The following is an 18,528-nucleotide window of genomic DNA, read 5'->3' as shown; positions in this document are numbered from 1 at the left end:
ATCCACGATGACCAAGCCCCGCAAGCAGATCCATCTCGCCGCACACTTCCCGGGCGTGAACAACACCACGGTGTGGAGTGACCCACGATCGGGTAGCCACATCGAATTCGAGTCGTTCCGCCGGTTCGCACAGATCGCCGAGCGGGCAAGATTCGACTTCATCTTTCTGGCCGAGGGCCTGCGACTGCGCGAGCAGAACGGGAAGATCTATGACCTCGACGTCGTCGGTCGCCCGGACACGTTCGGCATCCTCACCGCCCTGGCTGCCGTCACCGACCACATCGGCCTCACCGGCACCATCAACTCCACCTTCAACGAGCCGTACGACGTGGCGCGGCAGTTCGCCAGCCTGGACCACCTGTCCAACGGCCGGGCGGCCTGGAACGTGGTCACCTCCTGGGACGCCTTCACCGGCGAGAACTTCCGCCGTGGCGGGTTTCTGGCCCAGGAGCAGCGGTACGAGCGGGCCCAGCGGTTCCTGAACGCCACCGTCGAGCTGTTCGACTCTTGGGTGGGTGATGAGATCCTTGCCGACAAGGTCTCGGGTCAATTCCTCACCCACGGCCACCCGGGCGGATTCTCCGTGCGCGACAACCACTTCGATATCCACGGCAATTTCAACGTGCCGCGCAGTCCGCAGGGCCGGCCAGTCATCTTCCAGGCCGGCGATTCCGACGCCGGCCGGGAGTTCGCCGCCGAGTCCGCGGACGCCATCTTCACTCGGCACGGCACCCTGGGGGCCGGGCAGGCGTTCTACGCGGACATCAAGGGTCGGCTGGCCAAGTTCAATCGGCGTCACGAGGAGCTGCTGGTGCTACCCGCGGCGACCTTCATCCTGGGCGACACCGATGCCGAGGCCCAGGAGTACGCCGCGCAGGTTCGTCGACAGCAGGTCAGCGGACAGACGGCCATCAAGTTCGCCGAGCAGCTCTGGAACCGCGACCTGAGCGCCTACGACCCCGACGGCCCGCTGCCCGAGGTCGACCCCTTGGTCGGCGAGAACACCATCGCCAAGGGGCGAGCCAGCGTCCGCATGAACGCCGACCCAATCGCAGTGGCCCACGAGTGGCGCGAACTCGCAGTGGCCAAGGCCCTTTCGCTCCGGGACGTCGTGGTCGAGAAGACCGCCCGGCAGAACTTCATCGGAACCCCGGCGACCGTGGCCGCCGCCATCGACCAGTACGTCCAGGCGGACGCCAGCGACGGGTTCATTCTGGTCCCGCACATCACCCCGGACGGGCTGAGCGAATTCGCCGACAAAGTCGTCCCGATCCTGCAGGAACGCGGGGTGTTCCGCACTGACTACGCCGGGTCTACCCTTCGTGAGCACCTCGGTCTGGCCGCTCGGACGCCCCGGGCGCGGGTCTCTGCAGAGTCTGAGGCAGCATCGTGGGCGTGACTGCGGATCTGACTGCTCATCCTGGCCTGGACGATCTCCTGGCCCGACAAGACCCGAGTATCGGCGATCCGATACTGGACAACGCGGTCTGGGCCGCTCTCACCGGACCGCAGGCCCGCTTCGCGGAGCGCCGGGGCCTGGCCAGCCGGTATGACCCCGACGTGTCGGTGTTCGTTGCTCTGGCCGACCCGGCGAACCCGCAGGCCTGGGCCGATGCGGCGCAACTGATCGGGCCGGGCGAGAGCTTCGCGCTGGCCGGGTCCGCGGCCACCGTCCCGGCCGGATGGACCTGGATGTCGGTCGGCGGCGGCGTCCAACTGGTGGACGTGGCGCTGGAGAAGGGACCTGATCCCGAGACATCGTTCCTGGGGCCCGAGGACGTTCCGGAGATGCTCGCCCTGGTGGCGCGCAACCGTCCCGGCCCGTTCCGGCCACGCACCATCGAACTGGGCACCTACCTGGGGATCCGCCGCGGCGGGGAGTTGATCGCGATGGCCGGTGAGCGGTTGCACCCGCCGGGTTGGACCGAGATCAGCGCCGTGTGCACGGATCCGGCCTACCGCGGGCAGGGGCTCGGCACACGACTCGTCCGGGCCGTGGCCCACGGCATCGCCGAACGCGGTGACCGCCCGTTCATGCATGCCGCGGCGAGCAACACCAACGCGATCCGCCTGTACGAGTCGATCGGATTTCGGCTTCGCCGGGTGACCGATTTCCTGTCCGTGACGGTGCCGGAAGCCTGACCGGCGGGCGGGTTACAGCCGGGCCGACCAGCGCACGGTCGCCCGGGAGTGATCAGTCGTCCCCGATGCCCCGGGCGATCAGCGCGTCACCGGTCTGCCGCGCCCGGGCCACCACCCGGATGACCGTGGGCGTCAACAGGGCCCGCGGATCCCGCTGCACGCCACGGGCGATGGCCGCGGCGCGGGTCTGGCTCGCGATCAACAGGATCTCCGGCACGCTGCGGATCATCAGGGCGAAGGCCAGGCCGATCCGCTCCGGGTCGACGCCGAATCGGCGCAACGGGCGCAGTCCGCCGGCGATGGCGTCCAGCATCCCGTCGAGCGGCGTGGTCGCGGTCAACACCGTCGCGGCCAGCGCCAGAGTGAGCAGGTCCAGGCTCAGCTCGACCGCGTTCCGCCAGTCGTCCTGCCACAGGTGATAGGCGGCCAACAGCGCCGCGGCCACCAGGACCGGCAACAAGGACCGGAGGGCCCGACCGACCCCGATCCGCGCGGAGGCGGCAACGGCGAGCATCGCGAGGAATCCGCCCGTTGCGGCGACCGGACCGGTCAACAGCACGGTGGCCACCCCGACCCCGAGCAGACCGGCCAGCTTCGGCCCCGCCGCCCAGCGGTGCAGCGGCGTGCTTCCCGGCCGGTAGAGCCCGAGCAGCGCGCCGCTCACGCCGGGTCCTGCACCGGGATGCCCTCCACCGACCGGATGTAGGACTCCACCGCCGGCCCGGCGTCCCCGTCGAACACCACCCGGCCGTCGGCCACCACGAGCACCCGATCACACCGGCGGGCCAGATCGAGGTCGTGGGTCAGCAGGATCAGTTGCTGGGGCAACGAGAACAGCAGATCGCCGATCATGCGGGTGTTGCCCAGATCGAGCAACGTGGTGGGTTCGTCGGCCACCAGGATCGCTGGGTCGGTGGCCAGCACCCCGGCCATGGCCAGCAATTGGCGTTGCCCACCGGAGAGGGTGTGGACACTGCGATGGGCCAGGGCGGCCAAGCCGTACCGGTCGAGCACGGCCAGAGCGGCGCGTTGCCGTTCCGAGCGGCGACTGTGACTGCGCCGCAGGGACAGTTGCACGTCCTCGACCACGGTCGGCATCACCAACTGCGCCGCCGGGTCGGTGAAGACGAAGCCGACTCGGCGCCGGACGGCGGCGGCATCCCGGGAGGTGCTGAGCCCGTCCACCGCGACCGTGCCACGAGTCGGTTCCACCAGGGAGTTGATCAGGCGAGCCAGGGTGGACTTGCCCGATCCGTTCGCCCCGATCACGCCGATCCGGTGCTCGCTGAGCACCAAGGATGTCCGTCGCAGGATCTCGAGGTCACCGTCCTCGATCGGGACGGTCACCTCGACGTCGACGAACTCGATGCGCGGCATAGTCAACGGCGCTTTCGCAGCAGGTCGGGAAATGCGCGGTGCACGGCCGTCGCGACCAGGGCCATCAGCACGTTCTTCAGGATGTCGCCGACCCAGAAGACCCGGTCGACGTCGAAAGCGGCCCCGAACGAGAGGTGCGCCCGCCACATCAGGCCGAGCACACCGAAGGTGTGGATGAAGACCGCGCTGCCGACCAGGCCGGCCAGGAACACCAGCGGTACGCTGCGCGCGGCGGAACGACGCGGCAACCGTTCGACGATGAGGCCGCACAACGCCGCGGCCAGCGGAAAGGCGACCAGGTAGCCGACGGTGGGGCCGCTGAACACGCTGAGCCCGGATCGGCCGCCGGAGAACACCGGGAGCCCGGCCGCGCCGACGGCCAGGTACAGCAGCACGGCCAGGAACCCTCTCCGGGCGCCGAGCACCGCGCCGGTGAGCAATACACCGAACGTCTGCAAGGTGATCGGCACCAGAGCACTCACGTTGATCGCCGGCATGAGCGCGCAGCCGGCGATCAGTGCGGCGAAGACCGCGACCAGGGCGAGATCGGTCGTGGCGGACCGGGAATGGGGCTCGGTGGCGGTACGGGCTTCGGCCATGGTGTCATTGCTCCTGGATGTGCGACCTGACTTGAACGGTGTTCAGGTTAGCTGGTCGCCGGACCGGCGAGGACCAGCGACCCCCCGCCACACACAGGGAGGACGACGACGTGCGGTACCACCGGGCCGACGTAGTGCGAAGGGCCCTCGCCGTGCTCGATCAGCACGGACTGGCCGATCTGTCGATGAGACGGCTGGGCGCCGAACTGGGTGTCGCACCGAGTGCGCTCTACTGGCACTTCCCGAACAAGCAGTCGCTACTGGCGGCCGTGGCAGACCAGATCCTCGAGCAGGCGGACCTGCCGGACAGCACCGGGAAGCCCTGGCGCGACGCCGTTCTCGCGGAGACGCGGGCACTTCGGGGAGCGATGCTGGGCCACCGCGACGGCGCCGAACTCATCGCCACGATCCATGCCTTCGAGTTGGGCACCATCTCGCCCGCCCAGCGGTTGACGGTGATCATGGCGCACGCCACCGACGATCCGTCGTTGGCTCGGGTCGCGGCGAACACCCTGGTGCACTTCGTGTTCGGTGCCGTGGTGGACGAGCAGACGCAGCATCAGGCCAGCAGCGTAGGTGTCCTCAAGTCCGAGCCGGAGGACCGGTCGGCCGAGTTCGAGCTGGGCCTGTCCCTGATCCTGGACGGGTTCGGTGCGCGCCGGCACGGCTCCGGAGCCTGATCGACCACCCCGACGTCGGCGGCATGTGGTCTCCTGTAGGGAGATCCCCGCCAGGAAAGGCCATCCGTGTCCCTGCCCACCACACCGTCGAACCCCGCACCCGCGGTCCCTCCGAGCCGCCCGGTCACCGCCGTGTTGTGGGACATCGACGGCACCCTGTCCACCACCGGCGGCTTCTCCAGCGGCGCCTTCCTGGACGCGGTCCGTGACGTCGCCGGAACGCGCCCGGACGGCCGCGACCTCGATCTGGGCGGCCGGATCGACGCCGAGATCGCCACCACCCTGCTGCTCTCGGTCGACGCCGACCCCTCCCTGGTGCCGGATGTACTGGACCGACTGCGCACCATCGTCATGTCACGAATCGACGAGTTCCGGACCAAGGTCGCTCCCCTGCCCGGCGTGCACGCGACGCTGGCCCGACTGGCCGACGCCGGTGTGCACCAGACCGTGGTGACCGGCAACATGGAAAGCATCGGGCGGCTGAAACTCCAGTTCGCCGGGCTGGTGCCGTTCATCGACCCAGACCTTGGCGGCTTCGGCGATCTGGGCGAGAACCGGGCCGCGGTGGCCGCACTGGCCGTCGACCGACTGGTGGCCGCTGGTTGGGTACACAACCTCGACCAGTGCTGGATCGTCGGCGATACCCCCCGAGATCTGGCCTGCGCCAGGGCGATCGGCGTGCGATGCGCCCTGGTCGCCACCGGCCGGCACTCACTGGCGTCGATGGCCGGCCTTGGCGCCGACATCGTCATCCCTGGCCTCGACCAGATCGACGCGCTTCTGCCCCTCTGGCAGCTCCCCCACGCCTGACCTACGGCGTCGGGGGGTTGAACTCCGGCTGGTCGATCAGACGGAGCCAGGTGCCATCGCTCTGCCGGCGAACCACCTGCGCCCTTGCCCCGCTGCCATCCTTGGGCGGGGTCGAGGTGAGAGCGATGTCACCACTGATCAGCGTGGGCAGCGGCGCCTCCGGCTCGAAGCGCGGGGCATGGGCCAACACCCGCTCCCACAGTTCTCGGATCGCCGCCCGTCCGACCGTCTGACTCCCGGCCGGATAGGCCATCACCGCATCCGGTTCGTACAGCGCGGCGATCCCGGCCGCATCCCTCGCGTTCGCTCGTTCGACGAACAGTCGAGTGAGATCCTCCGGCTTCTGCGCCTTTTCGTGGACCGACAAGGCAACCACCTTCCTTCGCAACAGTTGACAACCTCAGGATTGCGCTGCGCAAATCAGAAGTCCAACGAATAGTTCTTCTGTCCACTAGAATCCTGGCGTATGGAACTTCGCCAGCTCGAATACTTCGTCGCGGTGGCCGAGGAGGCCAACTTCACTCGGGCGGCCGAGCGGGTGCACATCAGCCAGTCCGGGGTCAGCGCGCAGATCCGGCAGCTCGAAGGACAGCTCGGTGCCGAGCTGATCGATCGGTCCGGCCGGACGGCCACGCTGACGTCGGCCGGGCGCGCTGCGCTCACCCCGGCCCGCGCCGCCCTGGCCTCGGCGGAGGCGGTCCGCCGGGCGGTCGACGAGGTCACCGGTGTCGTCCGTGGGCGTTTGACCGTCGGCATGGTGACCGCTTGCACGGTCACGCCCCTGTTCGACGCGCTGGCCGACTTCCACCGTGCCCATCCGACCATCGAACTGTCGCTCGTCGAGGACAACTCCGACGTCCTGGTCGACCGGATCCGCGATGGCCGATTGGACCTCGCCCTGGTCGGCCTGGCCGGTCAGGTACCGGACGACCTCGCATCACGCATCGTCATCCGGGAACGGCTCAGCGCCGTGGTCCCGTCCGGGCACCCCTTGGCGGGGCGACGCCGGATCGCCCTGGCCGAACTCGTCACGCACCCGACCATCTGCCTGCCGCGGGGCACCGGGGTCCGCGCCGTGTTCGATCGGGACTGCGAGGCGCAGGGGCTGCACGCGAACCTCACCCTGCAGGCCAGCGCCCCGGACGCAGTCGTGGACCTGGCCGGTCGAGGCCTGGGGGTGGCGGTGCTCACGGACACCATGGCTTCGTTCTACCGGGACCGGATGGAGATCCTTCCGATCACCGGCATCCGGACCCCGGCTCTGCTGGCATTGGTGTGGCGGCGCATGCCCAACGCGGCCCTGGACCGGCTGCTGGAGCACGCCGGACGAGCATTCGCACCCGGGGCGGCGTCAGCGCCGCGATCGATCAGATGAACCGGGTGCCGCGACCTGGAGACCGCTGGCCGATTCTCAGGCTGCGACCTTCTGTCGCAGCCGGATGTCGCTGCACGCCTCGCACACCGAGACCGGGATCAGGCCGATCGCCTGCAGGCGACCGAAGATGATGCAGCCCAGGCACAGTCCGAATACCGACTCCAGCGTGGCGGCGACCGTGATCAGGGCGACGAGCACCCACGACGCGGTCGGGGTCCAGGCGTAGTAGCTGACCGCGGCCGCGACCGACAGGACCGAGCCGATGCCCTGGGCGAAGCGCTTCGGCGGCCCCGGCACCAGCTTGGCCGGCCCGATGCGCGGGGCGATCACTCGCACCGACAGTTGCCCGAACGGCGAGAAACGCGGCCCGGCGGCCAGCCGCAGCAGGAAACCGACGGCCAGGATCCAGAGCAGCCAGGGACTGCGCACCGCGAGGGTGACGGCGGTCAGGAGCACCACCAACCCGGCGGTGGACCGGGCGGCGTATTCGTTCACCGGGTTCGGAAAGGTGAGAAGGCCTTTCAGACGCCGGGCAGGCGCGTACTCGTCGGTGACGGTCATGATGCGGGAGGCCTTGTCGGTGAGAGAGCCGAGCGGGTGGACGGCGGGAGGGCCGACGCCGGCACCAACACGGATCGGAACTCTCCGTGGGCGGCGTTCAGCCCCGTAGACACCAGCCGTCGAACGCGTCGCCACGCCGCCCTGGCCAGAACGGCTCGAGGACGGGTAGCCAACACATGCCGTCATTTGTACACCCACCAGCCCGGAAATGCCCAGCAGCATCCATCGAGGTCAGGCCGGTCCGTCGGACCGCGCAAGGAGCAGGGCCTCGATCCGCTCCAGCCGGGTGGTCAGTTCGCTGATATCGCCGTGGGTCGCGTCCTGTTCGGACGGTTTCAGGGTGAGCACCAGTTGACCCCCGGGTTCGAGGGTGCCCTTCCCGATCTCAGTGATGTCGTCGCCGTTCTGCGTGCGGATGGCGTGGTCGAGCTCGTCCCTCCGTATCCCGAGCCGGCGCAGCGCCGCCCGGTCGGCCACACCGTCGGTGATGACGTCGACCGCCGTGCCCTCGACCAGCCGGCGGAAGGCCGGCGAGACGAGGGCCAGCCGGGTGACCAGGGTGTTCGTGGCCACCAGGGTCACCGCGCCGATCGCACCCCCCAGGTAGGAGTTGTCGTTGCCGATGATGGCGTTCTGCACCACGTTCGAGAGCAGGAACATCACCACGAAGTCCATGGTGTTCAGCGAGGAGATCGACCGCTTACCGATGATCCGGAAGATCAGCACGATCAGCACGTACACCGCGACCGTCCGGATGATCTTCTCCAGCACCGGGATCTGTACGACGAACAGGCTGTGCCACATCACGCTCTCCTCGCTGGGGAACCATTGGAGCCCGCATCATGCTCCGGCCCGGCCCGGCCGGATCAGACCGGCACCATCTCCATGTCAGGGTCCGGATCATCGATGTCGCCGAAGTCGCTACGCACCAACGGGTCAGGACGACGGGGCTCCGGATCCTTGGAGCCGCCGTCACCCCGACCGACTCGCAGCGTCAACGCCTGTCCGGCTCGCCCCCTGGCTCCCGGCAGCGGATCCTGCTCGACCACCAGGCCCTCGGAGTCGACCGCCACGACGCTGCCGTCGGGGGTGCGGCCGACCACGGCGAACCCGGCCCGGCGACCGATCGCCACCGCGCCGCTGAACGTGAGACCCACTACGTCCGGCACCTCCACCGCACCCCTGGCCATACCGTCGATGGTAGGGACCCGACCGAGGCGGCGGTAGGACCAGGGAGCGAGCTTGTCCGACCGATTGGGGCGGCGGCGGACGGGGAACGGGTTCGGAAAACGACTGCGCATCGCCGGGCGGCGGCGCTCAGGATCACGCCGAGAGAGCAGGCAGCCATGGTCGAAGACATCGGATCGAGCGCGATCGCCGGGAGCGATCCGCGCCGCGCGGATCCCCGATACGCCGACCACGGCGAGCGCCACCCGGCCCGGGCCACCGCGATCTCCATCGCCGCCGCCGTCGGTGGCTTCCTGTTCGGCTTCGACACCTCGGTCATCAACGGGGCGGTCGACTCGATCGAGAGCCACTTCTCGCTGGGGTCCGGGATCACCGGCTTCGTCGTCGCGGTCGCCCTGATCGGATCGGCGGTCGGCGCCTGGTACGCCGGCATGCTGGCCGACCGATGGGGGCGTCCCAAGGTCATGATGGTCGGGGCCGTGCTGTTCCTGGTGTCCTCGCTCGGATCGGGACTGTCGTTCTCGGTCTGGGAGCTCGGCATCTGGCGCTTCATCGGCGGCCTGGGCATCGGTGTCGCGTCGGTGATCGGGCCCACCTACATCTCCGAGGTGGCCCCGGCGAGCCTGCGCGGGCGGTTGGCGTCCCTGCAGCAGATGGCGATCGTCCTGGGCATCTTCGTGGCTCTGCTGTCCGACGCATGGCTGGCCGGCGGCAACGGCGGCGCGCTCGGGACCAAGTGGTTCGGCCTCGAAGCGTGGCGGTGGATGTTCCTGGTCGGCGTGGTGCCGTCGGTGATCTACGGATTGCTGTCGCTCGGCATCCCGGAGTCCCCTCGGTTCCTGGTCGCCCGCGGCAAGGACGCGGCGGCCAAGAAGGTGCTGCGGCGGGTGCTCGGGGAGACCCCGGACCAGATCGACGAGCGCATCGAGGACATCCGGAAATCGGTGACCCGTGAGGACAAGCCGTCCTTCAATGACCTGCGCGGCAAGCGTTTCGGTCTGCATCCGTTGGTCTGGGTCGGCATCCTGCTCGCCGCGTTCCAGCAGTTGGTCGGGATCAATGTGATCTTCTACTACTCGACGTCGCTGTGGAAGTCGGTCGGATTCCAGGACTCGTTCTCCTACACGGCCTCCGTGATCACTTCCGTGACGAACGTGGTGGTCACCGTCATCGCGATCCTGCTGGTCGACCGGATCGGCCGACGGCGACTGCTGCTGGTCGGCTCGGCCGGGATGTTCGTCTCCCTGGCCGTGATGTCGCTGGGTTTCGCGCAGGCCACATTGGTGCCCGACGCGAAGGGGGTACTGGCCCCGCAGCTGTCCGGGTTCTGGGGGGTGGCCACCCTGATCTGCGCGAACCTGTTCGTCGTGTTCTTCGGCGCGTCCTGGGGCCCGGTGATGTGGGTGTTGCTGGGCGAGATGTTCCCCAACCGGGTCCGGGCCATGGCGATGGCGATCGCCACCGCCGCGAACTGGATCTTCAACTTCCTGATCACGGTGACGTTCCCGCCGTTGCGGGACTTCTCGCTCGGCTTCACCTACGGGCTGTACGCGCTGTTCGCACTGCTGTCGTACTTCTTCGTGCTGGCCAAGATCCGGGAGACCAAGGGTGTCGAACTCGAGGCCATGTCGATGGAGACGATGAACCGGAAGCGCCGCCCGGCGCCGACGGTCGAGGCGCATCGCTAGCGCACGGTGACCGCCCGGCAGACGATGTTGCGGGCCACGCCGGTGGCGGCGATGATCTCGGCCACGCAGACCTGGTTCGTTCCAGCGCCCATCGACGGGACGACGATCCGGTAGCCGGTTCGCGGGCCGGCCCAGTAGTACGTCTTGGACACGTCAGGGCGCGGCACCCCGGTCGTCGTGGAGAAGAAGGCGGAGCCCTTGGGCCCGGCGACCTTGACCCGGATGCGCATCCAGATCAGTGGTGTCGCTGGGTTCACGGCCCAGCCGGTGATGCTCAGCCGGCCACCGGCGATCGCGGTCAGGGTGTCCGTGCGGCCGACCGGCGTCGGCGGGATCGGAGGCCGCCAGGCCGCGCCGACCTTGATGTAGATGTACGGGTGTTGGGACGGATCGAGCCAACGCAGGATCTGCACCATCGATGCGCTGGGTACCGATACACACCCGGCGGTCGGCGTGCCGTCCGAGACGTGGAGGAAGAATGCCGATCCGGCTCCGGGGACACGGGCCAGGTTGTAGTCCATGTTGACCACGTAGTCGTACACGCTGCCCGAGTAGTACAGGTTCTCGCTGGCCCCGCCGGGGCTGGTGGCGCGCCGGACGTGGAGGTTGTAGGTCGGCGACGACGGGTTCTCGTCCCACCAGTCGAGCGGAGTGCTGCGGAAGTACGGCACCTTCGTACCCGGGTTGGGCTGCCGCCCGAAGGCCTGCGTCAGCGCGAAGGCGCCGGCCGGGGTGCGTCCGCTGCCCTCGGACGCCTTTCCGACGCCGTCCTGCCCGACGTGAGCCGAGACCGGCCCGATGACCAGGTGCCAGATCCCGTCGCCACCCTTCTGGTACGCGCGCAGGACCGCGGTGGTGGAACCGGAGGTCGGGGCGGTCACGGAGATGATCTGCCGGCTGTTCGCCGGAGCCGGGCTGGCGTCGGCCGAAGCGGCCGGAGCCGTCACCACCGACACCACGACCAGGCCGGCGGCGGCCAGGGCCACGGTCGTGACCATCGACGCGAATCTGCGACCGAACGCTGCTGCACCCACGAGAAGAAACCGCCCATCTGCGACGGTCACCGAGCACGGACCGATCGGCCCGCCGCGCCGCTCGGGGTCCAGTGTGGCCTGCCCGGACCGCATTTGTCGCTGCGAGGGGACACGGCCACTCGCATGCGCACGCGGGTGTCCACCGCCTCACCGAGGGTGATCAAGGCACCGGCCGGCCGAGCCGCCGCGACGTAAATGGGTGGAGCGGCGGGGTGGCAGCGCGGAGACTGCGAGAGGAACCCGATTCCACCGCTCGGCCCGACGCTACGGCTGACCTGGTGCGATCCGTCAGGAGCGGAAGGCAATGGACACGATCACGGTCGAAGAGCTAGCAATTCCAGCCGCTCTGGACGGCCCCGACGCGGCTGACTTCATCGAGAGCGTGGCGGTGAGCAGTGCGGTCGAAGTGGATGCGTACGGCACGCCCGAGATGGCGATCACGGCAGACGAGTTGCTGCCCAGCTACCGGAACCAGCAGTACGAACCGAAGCGGCTGTTCGTCATCCGGCAGGACGGCCGGATCGTCGCCCGCGGCGTCTACCACTGGGTCACCGGCGAGCCCGACGTTGCCTGGACCGACGTCCGGGTGCTGCCCGAACACCGCGGACGAGGCCTGGGCTCGGCGATGGCCGCGCATCTGGTGAGCCTGGGCCGGGCGCAGGGCCGAGCCCGTCTCGCTACCTACGTCCCTTCCCCCGACCGTCAGGGGCGCCTCGATCGCCTGTGGTCGCCCACCGGGTTCGGGTCGCTCCCGGCCGACAACCCGGAGGTCCGGTTCCTGCTCGTCCGGGGATGGACGCTCGAGCAGGTGGTCCGGGGCAGTCGGCTCGCGCTACCGATCCCGGAAGCGGATCTGCGCCGACGGCTGGACGCGGCGGTCCTGCGGTCGGGTCCGCGGTTCGTCCGGCATCACTGGGCCGACCACACACCGGAGCGCTGGCTGGACGACATGGCCAATCTCTACACGAACATGAGCGTCGAGGAACCGTCGGCGGGACTCGACGAACCGCGTGACGAATGGTCCGCGCAGCGGGTGCTGGACACCGAGGCGAACAACGCCGACCGCCCCGACGTGCGTCTGCTGGCCGCCGTGGAGGACGCCGTCACCGGGCATCTGGTCGGCTACACCGAACTGGCGGTCCCCCGAGACCTGTCTGCGCCGGTCAGTCAGCGCGACACCCTGGTGCTGCCCGGGTCGCGCGGACACGGCCTCGGTCTCCTGCTCAAGCTGGCCAACCTGGTCACGCTGCAGCGGGATCACCCGGGCCACCCGGCGGTCCTGACGTTCAACGCCGAGGAGAACCGGCCGATGCTCGACGTCAACGAGGCGCTCGGCTTCGTCCCGATCGGCTACGAAGGCGCGTGGAAGAAGGTGCTGTCCTACCCGGCGTCGGAGTAGCTGATCTCCGGCCACAGGTTCAGGATCGCGTCGACCTTGTGCTGCATCATGTACGCGTGGTCGAACGAGGGACGTTCGCCCAGTTCAGCCAGCAGGTCGCGCAGGATCCGGTAGGCCATGGTGCGCCCGGCGGTGTTGGTCTGCAGGTAGTAGTACGTGCGGGCCGGGTGGGCCGAGTAGTCGGTGTAGGACTGCAGCACCTTCCCGGGCGAACTGAGCTGGGACGTCGTCGTCGGGCGCACGGTGCCCATCATCTGGATCGGCACGACGTGCCAACCCTCCCGGTACACCACACCCGGCTTGGCACCCGGCTTGGTGACCTCCTCGCGCCAGAACATCTCCACCTCGAGGACCGGACGTCCGTCGTCCTCGCTGCGCACCCTGAACTCCCGGCGCAGGTGCTTGAGGCGCTCCAGCGCGGACAGCGACGCGCGGCCCTCGCGGCTCAGCGGTGCGAGGTAGATGTACTTCGGCCGGTCCCAGACGATGGGCCCGATCGCGCCGATCTCGTCATCGTCCTCGCTGAGCCAGTTCTGCGGCTCCGGCGCGGCCGTCCGGGCGGCGGTCGCCGGGGCCGCAGCTGGGCCGGCGACCGTGGGCGGGGTTGATGGTGCGGCAGACTGCGTCACGGCGTCGGGGGTCCCTACTGGTTGAGCCGAGCGGGTCTCAGGTTCGGGACGGGCCGGACTGGTTGGCCGCGGCGGGGTGGGCCGCCGATCGGGAATGCGCTCCACCACACGGTCGGCCGGATGAGCCGGGGCAGCGGGCCGGTACTTCTCCACGGCAGCCTGCAGGAAGTCGTCGGTCAGCGGTTCGCCGGCCAGCGCCTTCCATTCGGCCATCGCGGAACGTACTTCTTCGACGGTATCGGGTTCGTCGGCCAGCAGCACGGCCTCGGCCCGCTTCGGCAGCGGTCTGACCGCGTCGGCCGAGCCGACGAGCACGAACGACGGGTCGCCCTCGGCCAGGATGACCTTGGCGTGCAACATCGGGAGCGAGTACACCCGGACGCCACGCCGGGTCCAGCCCAGGAGCACTTCGGGATCGGTCTGTCCTGATTCGAACGCCTTGACGCCGGCGTCGACCACGATGGTGGCCGGTCCGCGGAGGGGCAGGAACGCGTCGGCGTCGCGTCCCACGACGGTGAGCGCCGCCTGGATGTTGGTGTACGCGTACAGCAGATCACTGATCTCGGACCAGACGTCGGTCCCGTGGATCAGTCGGGCGGACCTGTCGTCCAGGTCCAAGGTGCGTTTCCCCATGCTCAGCAGTATGTCTCAGGCGAGCACACCGCGCAGACCACCCAGGGCCCGCTGGGGCGAGCATCACGGCCCTCGCCGACGCACAACACCGCCCTGGCCGGGCCGGCGGCTCGGGTGGGTAGCCCGGCATCCACCCAGGCTCCCTCGGCCGCCCCGTACAGTGGCCGCGTGCCGCCGACCTCGCGCCGCCGGACCAGCAGGCGGCGGACCACCGGAACCGCCGGGCGGACGACCCGACCGGATCCGATCCCCGTTCCGTCCGAGGGGCGGCTGTGGCTGCTGGACGTGCCGTTCGGCATCAAGGTCCCGGGCACCACCTACGACGCCGCCCGCAAGGTCTACGTCCACGCCGGTGCCGAGCTACCGCCGGATCTCGTCCCGTATCGCTCGCAACCGCTGACCTGGCTGCGCTGGTTGGAGGACGACGCCAACTCCACCGACGGCCGGATCACCGCCGAACCGGCCGGGATGACCCCGCGAGCCCTGCAGACCGAAGGCGCGGCAATGATTCTGGCCGCCGCGACCAGCGAGATCGGTGGTGCCCCGGCGCGTGGGGTACTGCTCACCGACGACGTCGGCACGGGCAAGACGTTGACCGCCTGGCTCGGCCTGCTGGCCGTCGCGCGCGAGCGCGGGGCGCGCAACGTACTCGTCCTGGTCGACCGGCCCAAGCAGATCACCATCCCGCACTGGAGACGCACCATCCTGGCCGCCGGGACCGACGGCTTGCGGGTGCTGATCTGTTCGCCCGACGAATTGGGCCGGCTTCTGGTGCGGGGGCGGCCCCGGTGGACGATGGACATCGTCATCGCTGACGAATCCCACCTCTACCGCAACGTGGAAACCCAGCGGGTGCAACGTTTCCGGCGCGTCACCCGATTCACCGACCCGCACCACAAGGCCCCGTTCGTCATCCACCTGACGGCCACGCCGGCCAACCATCCGGCCGAGCTGACCTATCTGGCGCCGCTGCTGGCCCAGGTGCACGGCGAGCCGGTGGCCCGCTGGACCGACTTCGGCAACCGCCTGCTCGAGGCCGAACTGCCGTTGGCCCGGGCCTATGGCAAGTGGACCTGGAACGACCGGGCCGGGGCCGACGGCGGGATCCGGGCGCAGGGGTCGGCGACGGTGCGTGGTTGGCTGGCCGACGCCCGCCCCCCGTTGACCCTGCATCGCCCGGCGCCGTGGGGTCCCGCCCCGCTGGAACTGCTCCCGGTGCAGCTCAGTCCGGACGAGACCCTGGCCTACCGGACCGCGTGGACCCAGTTCCAGCGGGCACTGGCCGATCTGGCTGCCGACCGTGAGGTGATGGCCCGGCCGGCCCGGCGGACCGCTTCCGGTCGCGCCGCCGTGTTGCGGTTGCGGCAGAAGGCGTCTCTGTTGCGGGTGGCTTCCACCGCACAGTGGGCCACCGCCGTGGTCAAGGCCGGGCGGCAGGCCGTCATCTCCTGCGAGTTCATCTCGGCCGCCGCCGAGCCCATCGCCGAGAACCTCGAGGCCGCAGGCATTCCCGTGGCCCGGCTGTACGGCACGCAGGATCTCGAGGAGCAGCGGTTGCGGTTCCAGCGCGGCGGCGCGCCGGTGGTCGTGTTCACCCCTTCCACCTCCCTGTCCCTGCACGCGGGCGAGCTACTGCCCGGCGGCCCCGCCAGCCCGGCCACCCGGGAAGGCCTGATGCACAACGTGCGGTATTCCGGCCTGCAGGGCCGCCAGATCCTCGGCCGGTCACATCGCGACGGTCAGGTCTGCCCGTGGTGGCTCGGGTACGCCGAAGGCACGGTCGAGGAGACCATCGCCCAGATCATGATCGGACGGTTCTTCGCCGCGGACCACACCGCCGGCGCGGACAGTGCGGCGCTGGGCGAGGTGGCGGCGGCCCTTGGGGTCTCGTGGCTCCCGACATCGGCCCTGGAGTCGGCCGGGGAATGACACCCGGGCGGGTCGACTCCTACGTCCGGGGCCGCAGCCGGAGCCCGGACATCCCGCCGTCGACCGCCAGGTCCGCCCCGGTGGTGGAGCCGGCGGCCGGGGACGCCAGGTAGACCACCGCCGCGGCCACCTCGCTCGCGGCGACCAGGCGCCCGTGCGGCTGGCGGGCGGCCAAAGCGGCCAGCTCAGCGGCCGGATCGGGTGCCGACCGGAGCAGCCCCTGGATCCACGGTGTGTCGGCGGTGCCTGGGTTGACCGCATTCACCCGGACGCCATCGGCCATGCCGTCGGCGGCCATGGCGCGGGTCAGAGCCGACACCGCGCCCTTGCTCGCGCTGTAGACGGCACGTTGCGGCAGGCCGGCGGTGGCCGCGACCGACGAGGTGTTCACCACGGCGGCGTGTTCCGAGGCCCGAAGGTGCGGCCACGCAGCGCGCGAGACCCGGGCGGTACCCACCACGTTCACGTCGAGCACGCGGTGCCACTCCTCGTCGGTGCTGTCCTGCACGGCCCCCTGCGCACCCATGCCGGCGTTGTTCACCAGCAGATCCAGGCCGCCCAGCTGCTCCACGGCCGCTGCAACGGCCGAGCGCACGGAAGGATCGTCCGTCACGTCGGCCCGCACGTAGCCCCACCCGTCCGGCAGATCGGCCGGTCGTTCCGATCGGTCCAGTACCACGACCTGCGCACCCTCGACCGAGAAGGCTTGCGCCACCGCGAATCCGATGCCCGATGCGCCACCGGTGATCAATGCCCGCAACCCGTTCAACTGCCCCATCTGGAGACCCTTCCTTCATTCATGCGCCCGCCACCCGGGTCCGACTCAGGAGCACCAACCGACGGAGAGCTCGCGTGGAGATCCAGCTCGATGCGGCCGGAGTCACCGCCGTCAGATCGCCCGGTCGCCACACCCGTCACCGTGCAGGCCCACATCATCGACGGTTGTCCGGCGGTGGATGCATCCGGGGTCGCGGGGCCGTTTCGTCCGGTTCCCGCGCGCTGGTTGCTACTGTCCTCGGCCAGGAGCACCGCCGGCCGCGACGGCCACCCGGTCGGTTTGACGCGATCGGCGGCCCAGGGCCCAGCACGACGTCGTCCGCGAGAAGCAGGTGGGACCGATCCCCCGGAAAGGTTGATCAATGGAGATCATCAGATACGTTGCCGAGTCGAAGGTTCACGTCGGAATCCGGTCCGAGGACGGAACGGTCAGGCGGCTGGCCGCGCGGTCGCTGGCCGAGTTGCTCCGGCTGCCGTTCCCGGTCCTGAGGGCCCTGGTCGAGACCGGAGGGGTGGTCGAGACGGCCGACCTCCGGATGTTGCCGCCCGTCGACGGGCTGACCGAGGTGTGGGCCAGCGGCGTCACCTACCGCCGGTCGAGCATGGCCCGTCAGGAGGAGAGCGTCGTCGCCGACGTGTACGCCCGGGTGTATGAGGCCGACCGTCCGGAGCTGTTCTTCAAGAGCGTCCCGTGGCGAGTGGTCGGTCACGACGAACCGATCGGCGTCCGTCCCGATTCGGAGATCAACGTGCCCGAGGCCGAGCTCGCCGTGGTGGTCAATGCTGCGGGCGAGATCGTCGGCGCCACCATCTGCGACGACGTCTCCTCCCGCTCGATCGAGGGTGAGAATCCGCTGTATCTCCCCCAGGCCAAGGTCTATTCCGGATCGTGTGCGATCGGCCCGGGGATCCGGCCGATCTGGGAGATCGAGGATCTGCAGAGCCTGAACATCCAGGTCCGGGTCGAGCGGTCCGGGGAGACCGCATGGGCCGGCTCGACCAACACCGACATGCTCAACCGCACCCCGGCCGACCTGGTCGGATTCCTGCGGCGTCACGCCTCCTTCCCGGACGGCGTCGTGCTTTCCACCGGAACCGGCCTGGTGCCCGAGATGGATTTCGACCTGCAATCGGGCGATACCGTCGTCATCGAGATCGAATCCGTCGGCGTCCTGTCCAATCCGGTGATCCCGGCGACCACCGACGAGTTCGCCTGGCTGACACCGGATCCCGCGCGCGCCCCGTAGCTGTGCTCGCCGCGCGTCCCGCCCGGCCCCCAAACAAGAAGATCCCCGCTCGGCCAACCGGCCGAACGGGGATCACTGTGGTGGCCAGGGCCGGGATCGAACCGGCGACCTTCCACTTTTCAGGCGGACGCTCGTACCGACTGAGCTACCTGGCCTCAAACAACAGGCCGGACCCAGGAGACCTGAGCCCGGCCGATGCTTGGCGACCCCGACGGGACTTGAACCCGCGACCTCCGCCGTGACAGGGCGGCGCGCTAACCAACTGCGCTACGGGGCCTTGATGAATCAAGACCAACTGCATACATCTACCCAGACCTTAGTCTGCATTTCTGCGTACCCCCAACGGGATTCGAACCCGTGCTGCCGCCGTGAAAGGGCGGAGTCCTAGGCCGCTAGACGATGGGGGCCTAGACGTCGTCACCGGGGAGAAGTACTACCTGACCTCACCGGCTTCAACGGC

The 18,528-nt window shown here is 69.5% G+C and carries 19 protein-coding genes and 3 tRNA genes; 9 read left to right on the top strand and 13 right to left on the bottom strand.

What is annotated here, in order from left to right; translation table 11 throughout:
* The first annotated feature begins 7 nt into the window (after positions 1 to 7).
* The gene (locus tag BLS97_RS11760; RefSeq protein ID WP_090476125.1) at positions 8 to 1,399 is read left to right on the top strand and encodes an NtaA/DmoA family FMN-dependent monooxygenase; all 1,392 of its coding nucleotides are present in this window, start codon (positions 8 to 10) and stop codon (positions 1,397 to 1,399) included.
* Positions 1,400 to 1,425: 26 nt separating this feature from the next.
* Complete coding sequence (locus BLS97_RS11755) at positions 1,426 to 2,142, top strand: GNAT family N-acetyltransferase (RefSeq protein WP_090481990.1); 717 nt, start codon at positions 1,426 to 1,428, stop codon at positions 2,140 to 2,142.
* A gap of 52 nt (positions 2,143 to 2,194) precedes the next feature.
* Here BLS97_RS11755 and BLS97_RS11750 read toward each other — a convergent pair whose 3' ends face one another.
* Genes BLS97_RS11750 through BLS97_RS11740 form a run of 3 tightly spaced genes read right to left on the bottom strand, consistent with a single transcriptional unit; the run spans position 2,195 to position 4,118 of the window.
* Positions 2,195 to 2,806 (bottom strand): CbiQ family ECF transporter T component, encoded by a 612-nt coding sequence (locus BLS97_RS11750; protein WP_197676140.1) that lies wholly within the window; start codon positions 2,804 to 2,806, stop codon positions 2,195 to 2,197.
* Positions 2,803 to 3,519, bottom strand: coding sequence for an energy-coupling factor ABC transporter ATP-binding protein (locus BLS97_RS11745; RefSeq protein WP_090476124.1), 717 nt, complete (start codon positions 3,517 to 3,519; stop codon positions 2,803 to 2,805). The genes BLS97_RS11750 and BLS97_RS11745 overlap by 4 nt, the downstream gene beginning before the upstream one ends.
* A 2-nt stretch (positions 3,520 to 3,521) precedes the next feature.
* Positions 3,522 to 4,118, bottom strand: coding sequence for a biotin transporter BioY (locus BLS97_RS11740; RefSeq protein ID WP_090476123.1), 597 nt, complete (start codon positions 4,116 to 4,118; stop codon positions 3,522 to 3,524).
* A 110-nt stretch (positions 4,119 to 4,228) separates the two neighbouring features.
* Here BLS97_RS11740 and BLS97_RS11735 point away from each other — a divergent pair, with 110 nt between their 5' ends.
* Both BLS97_RS11735 and BLS97_RS11730 read left to right on the top strand, forming a co-directional pair.
* Positions 4,229 to 4,798 carry a TetR family transcriptional regulator gene (locus BLS97_RS11735; RefSeq protein WP_090476122.1) on the top strand — a complete coding sequence of 190 codons (570 nt, stop codon included), beginning with the start codon at positions 4,229 to 4,231 and terminating at the stop codon, positions 4,796 to 4,798.
* 66 nt (positions 4,799 to 4,864) lie between these two features.
* Positions 4,865 to 5,608: an HAD family hydrolase gene (locus BLS97_RS11730; protein ID WP_090476121.1), complete on the top strand. Its 744-nt coding sequence runs from the start codon at positions 4,865 to 4,867 to the stop codon at positions 5,606 to 5,608.
* Between the two features lies 1 nt (position 5,609).
* Here the strand turns inward: BLS97_RS11730 and BLS97_RS11725 are convergent, their stop codons facing one another.
* The gene (locus BLS97_RS11725) at positions 5,610 to 5,975 is read right to left on the bottom strand and encodes a YybH family protein (protein WP_090476120.1); all 366 of its coding nucleotides are present in this window, start codon (positions 5,973 to 5,975) and stop codon (positions 5,610 to 5,612) included.
* Positions 5,976 to 6,074: 99 nt separating this feature from the next.
* Between BLS97_RS11725 and BLS97_RS11720 the strand changes: the two genes are divergently transcribed.
* Positions 6,075 to 6,983, top strand: a complete 909-nt coding sequence (locus tag BLS97_RS11720; protein ID WP_090476119.1) for a LysR family transcriptional regulator — start codon at positions 6,075 to 6,077, stop codon at positions 6,981 to 6,983.
* 36 nt (positions 6,984 to 7,019) lie between these two features.
* Here the strand turns inward: BLS97_RS11720 and BLS97_RS11715 are convergent, their stop codons facing one another.
* The 3 genes from BLS97_RS11715 to BLS97_RS11705 form a co-directional block, all read right to left on the bottom strand.
* Positions 7,020 to 7,544, bottom strand: a complete 525-nt coding sequence (locus BLS97_RS11715; protein WP_090476118.1) for a DUF4395 domain-containing protein — start codon at positions 7,542 to 7,544, stop codon at positions 7,020 to 7,022.
* A 231-nt stretch (positions 7,545 to 7,775) separates the two neighbouring features.
* The gene (locus BLS97_RS11710; RefSeq protein WP_090476117.1) at positions 7,776 to 8,348 is read right to left on the bottom strand and encodes a DUF421 domain-containing protein; all 573 of its coding nucleotides are present in this window, start codon (positions 8,346 to 8,348) and stop codon (positions 7,776 to 7,778) included.
* Positions 8,349 to 8,410: 62 nt separating this feature from the next.
* A complete protein-coding gene (locus tag BLS97_RS11705; protein WP_157695373.1) occupies positions 8,411 to 8,734 on the bottom strand; it encodes a PASTA domain-containing protein in 324 nt (107 codons plus the stop codon).
* Between the two features lie 156 nt (positions 8,735 to 8,890).
* Between BLS97_RS11705 and BLS97_RS11700 the strand changes: the two genes are divergently transcribed.
* The gene (locus BLS97_RS11700) at positions 8,891 to 10,420 is read left to right on the top strand and encodes a sugar porter family MFS transporter (RefSeq protein ID WP_090476115.1); all 1,530 of its coding nucleotides are present in this window, start codon (positions 8,891 to 8,893) and stop codon (positions 10,418 to 10,420) included.
* Here BLS97_RS11700 and BLS97_RS23500 read toward each other — a convergent pair.
* Positions 10,417 to 11,418, bottom strand: coding sequence for a L,D-transpeptidase family protein (locus BLS97_RS23500; protein WP_197676139.1), 1,002 nt, complete (start codon positions 11,416 to 11,418; stop codon positions 10,417 to 10,419). The genes BLS97_RS11700 and BLS97_RS23500 overlap by 4 nt on opposite strands.
* Positions 11,419 to 11,758: 340 nt before the next feature.
* Here BLS97_RS23500 and BLS97_RS11690 point away from each other — a divergent pair, with 340 nt between their 5' ends.
* Complete coding sequence (locus BLS97_RS11690; protein ID WP_090476114.1) at positions 11,759 to 12,853, top strand: GNAT family N-acetyltransferase; 1,095 nt, start codon at positions 11,759 to 11,761, stop codon at positions 12,851 to 12,853.
* On the opposite strand, the gene BLS97_RS11685 is transcribed toward BLS97_RS11690, so the two are convergent.
* A complete protein-coding gene (locus BLS97_RS11685) occupies positions 12,835 to 14,115 on the bottom strand; it encodes a phospholipase D-like domain-containing protein (protein ID WP_090476113.1) in 1,281 nt (426 codons plus the stop codon). The two genes, BLS97_RS11690 and BLS97_RS11685, sit on opposite strands and share 19 nt — an antisense overlap.
* 168 nt (positions 14,116 to 14,283) lie before the next feature.
* On the opposite strand from BLS97_RS11685, the gene BLS97_RS11680 reads away from it, so the two are divergent.
* Entirely contained in the window at positions 14,284 to 16,044 is a 1,761-nt protein-coding gene (locus BLS97_RS11680; protein WP_090476112.1) for a DEAD/DEAH box helicase, read from the top strand.
* A 19-nt stretch (positions 16,045 to 16,063) separates the two neighbouring features.
* Here BLS97_RS11680 and BLS97_RS11675 read toward each other — a convergent pair whose 3' ends face one another.
* Positions 16,064 to 16,822, bottom strand: a complete 759-nt coding sequence (locus BLS97_RS11675; RefSeq protein ID WP_090476111.1) for an SDR family NAD(P)-dependent oxidoreductase — start codon at positions 16,820 to 16,822, stop codon at positions 16,064 to 16,066.
* A 361-nt stretch (positions 16,823 to 17,183) separates the two neighbouring features.
* Here BLS97_RS11675 and BLS97_RS11670 point away from each other — a divergent pair, with 361 nt between their 5' ends.
* A complete protein-coding gene (locus BLS97_RS11670; protein ID WP_090476110.1) occupies positions 17,184 to 18,068 on the top strand; it encodes a fumarylacetoacetate hydrolase family protein in 885 nt (294 codons plus the stop codon).
* Positions 18,069 to 18,146: 78 nt separating this feature from the next.
* Here the strand turns inward: BLS97_RS11670 and BLS97_RS11665 are convergent.
* From BLS97_RS11665 to BLS97_RS11655, 3 genes are all read right to left on the bottom strand, one after another.
* Positions 18,147 to 18,223 (bottom strand) — tRNA-Phe (locus BLS97_RS11665).
* A 45-nt stretch (positions 18,224 to 18,268) separates the two neighbouring features.
* Positions 18,269 to 18,345: transfer RNA gene (locus tag BLS97_RS11660), tRNA-Asp, on the bottom strand.
* 57 nt (positions 18,346 to 18,402) lie between these two features.
* Positions 18,403 to 18,475, bottom strand: a tRNA-Glu gene (locus BLS97_RS11655).
* Between the last annotated feature and the right edge of the window lie 53 nt (positions 18,476 to 18,528).

Source organism: Nakamurella panacisegetis, from assembly GCF_900104535.1.
In the GTDB taxonomy this organism is placed as follows: domain Bacteria; phylum Actinomycetota; class Actinomycetes; order Mycobacteriales; family Nakamurellaceae; genus Nakamurella; species Nakamurella panacisegetis.
The sequence above is the reverse complement of the archived record's forward strand: the minus strand, read 5'-3'. Positions and strand labels throughout refer to the sequence as shown.